1 protein-coding gene is annotated in these 2,133 nt (G+C 59.0%); it reads right to left on the reverse strand.

What is annotated here, in order from left to right; genetic code table 11:
* Window positions 1-1,125: 1,125 nt before the first annotated feature.
* Entirely contained in the window at window positions 1,126-2,091 is a 966-nt protein-coding gene (locus IRZ24_RS19630; RefSeq protein ID WP_297168274.1) for a hypothetical protein, read from the reverse strand.
* Between the last annotated feature and the right edge of the window lie 42 nt (window positions 2,092-2,133).

The following is a 2,133-nucleotide window of genomic DNA, read 5'->3' on the forward strand; positions in this document are numbered from 1 at the left end:
GTCCTCGAGTTGGAACGACTCCTGGTGACGGTTGACTCAGGCCTCAACAGGCATGTGCTCCCCCCCCGAGGCGCAGTCACCGGCGCCGGCAGTGTCGGTCTGTCTAGGACTGGCTCCGGCCTGCGTCCCCGTAAACGATGAGCAAGAGCCAGAGGGCGCAGAAATTCCCCGCCTGCATCCCAGCAACCGCCTGTTAATAGAGAGTCGTTAGCCCCCCCGCGTAAGCCAGGCACGCCTTTTCGAGAAAGGACAGCGCCGGTTCTAGCCCGGTGAGAAAGTCCTTGGAAATGGAGTAGTGCCTAGCAGTGCCCGCCGACCACTCAATGACGGTGAGCTGCAGGAGCAGCTAGCTCCCTGGCGGCTCCGCTCTGATGGCCGCTGGTTCGCGCTTAGCTCAAAGCGCTGCTCCGGCGCTGTCAGGCCTGTTGTCTCTCTTCCCACGTCGGTACTCACCGCGGGTGCTCACCATTTGCTGATCTGCAGGTCAGCCTCATCGGACAGCGAGTCTTCTGCAGTGGGAAGAAGATCCAACGCTCAACCCCGCTGTTCGACCTGTTAGTCTTCCTGATCAGAAAATGCGGCAACGTGCTTCAGCGTAGCGAGATGGCCTTGGCCTTCTGGAGCAAGCAAACTGCGGCGGGAGAACATCTTGTTGTGCGGCTCCCTATCGCTTCGCACCTCACTCGAACCTGCTCCGTCCCACCCGTTCTTTCTCCAAACGGTGCGCGACATTGGCTATCGCTTCCTGGGAAAGAAAGGCGCAAAAGACAATTTTTCCTTTGCAGGCAAGCCCATCGTGAGCCTGATCATGGCAAGAGCATGCACTGCTGGGAGCATAGATACAGGGCAGAGGCATCCAAAGGGACAAGAAGAGGAGCTCAGAGCAGCCTGTATCACGTGGGTGTGATCGCTGGCAAGGTGCAGCCTATGACGCCGGTGGTCCTGCTCAGGAGGAGAAAGCAATTCATACCTTCCTCTCCTGAGCAGGCGGAGAGCATGGTCACGTCCCTTCGCTCGCGCTCCTAATCCTTCTCTGATGCCGCGCGGGCTGTTCACAGCGGCCTCAGTTCTCCCAGACGCCCGGGGTTCCCCTCTGCTGCGAGAGGCGTGCACAGCTGCAGACGTTCAGGCAATGCGCAGCAATAGCAAGGCCCGCCGCTCCTCTTCTGAGAGCGGGGCATACTCGCCGCCTCCGGCCTGATAGAGAGCGATCTCCCGCCTGGCGGCGGCTAGCCTCTCCTCGGGAACCGGATTCTTCCAGAGCGCAGCACTCACTAGCAGGGCCACAGCGATGAGGGAAGTACTGATCTCAATCCAGAGTGGGGGAGCAAAGAAGAGCCAGACCAGGAACACGAGAAAGACCCCCAGGCCTAGCCCAACCATCCCCCGGAGGCGCCACTGATGACGGCTGTATCGTTTTTCCTGGAGCCTCACCCACTCGATCGCCGTTCGCACGGCCTCTCTCGCCGGTCGCTGCTCTTCTTGCTCGCGGATTTCCCGCTGCTGTCGCTCCCTTTCCTCTTGCAAGTACTGGAGGATGATCCGATCCACTTGTTGCCGGGTCTGTTCGAGGAGCGTTTGGTGCGTACTGAGCACATCGTTCCTGGCCGCCTCATGAGTGCTGGCCAGGTCCTCCTTGATTTGCTGAGCAAAGCGCTGCAACTCGTCGGTGTGCTGCTGCATCAAGTCACGCAGCAGGCGCTCCGTCTTCTGCTGCTCCTGTTCCAGCTGTTTTCTAGCTTCGATGAGTTGGAGCTGGCGCGCGTGCTCCTGCGCCTGGTCCAGGAAGCATTGGGCCAGCTCAAACACACGGTTGCGGGCGAAGGTCTCTGCGAGGGCCGCCCCTCGCTTCGCCTCTTCCGTACCCACCTGCTCAATGAGCGCCTGATAGTCCTCGTAGGAAAGCTCTCCGGCACAATAGCGCTCAACCGCATGTTTGACTGTAGACTCAGCTTGTCGATCCAGTAAGTGCCCTGCCTCAGCAAGGAAGCTCCGAATCGCCTCATTTCTTTGACGGTGAGTGATTCCTGGGTACCATCCCATTCTGGTGACGTCTCGTAGTTTCTCGACTGCCTCTGGATTAATGAGCATACTAACTCCTCTCTATAATTAGAGTCATCTACTATAACAAAT

The organism is Thermogemmatispora sp. (assembly GCF_019683755.1).
In the GTDB taxonomy this organism is placed as follows: domain Bacteria; phylum Chloroflexota; class Ktedonobacteria; order Ktedonobacterales; family Ktedonobacteraceae; genus Thermogemmatispora.

Excerpts from the sequence above, each read along its gene's own strand:
- IRZ24_RS19630 (WP_297168274.1), bottom strand. The coding sequence starts at position 2,091 with ATGCTCATTAATCCAGAGGCAGTCGAGAAACTACGAGACGTCACCAGA.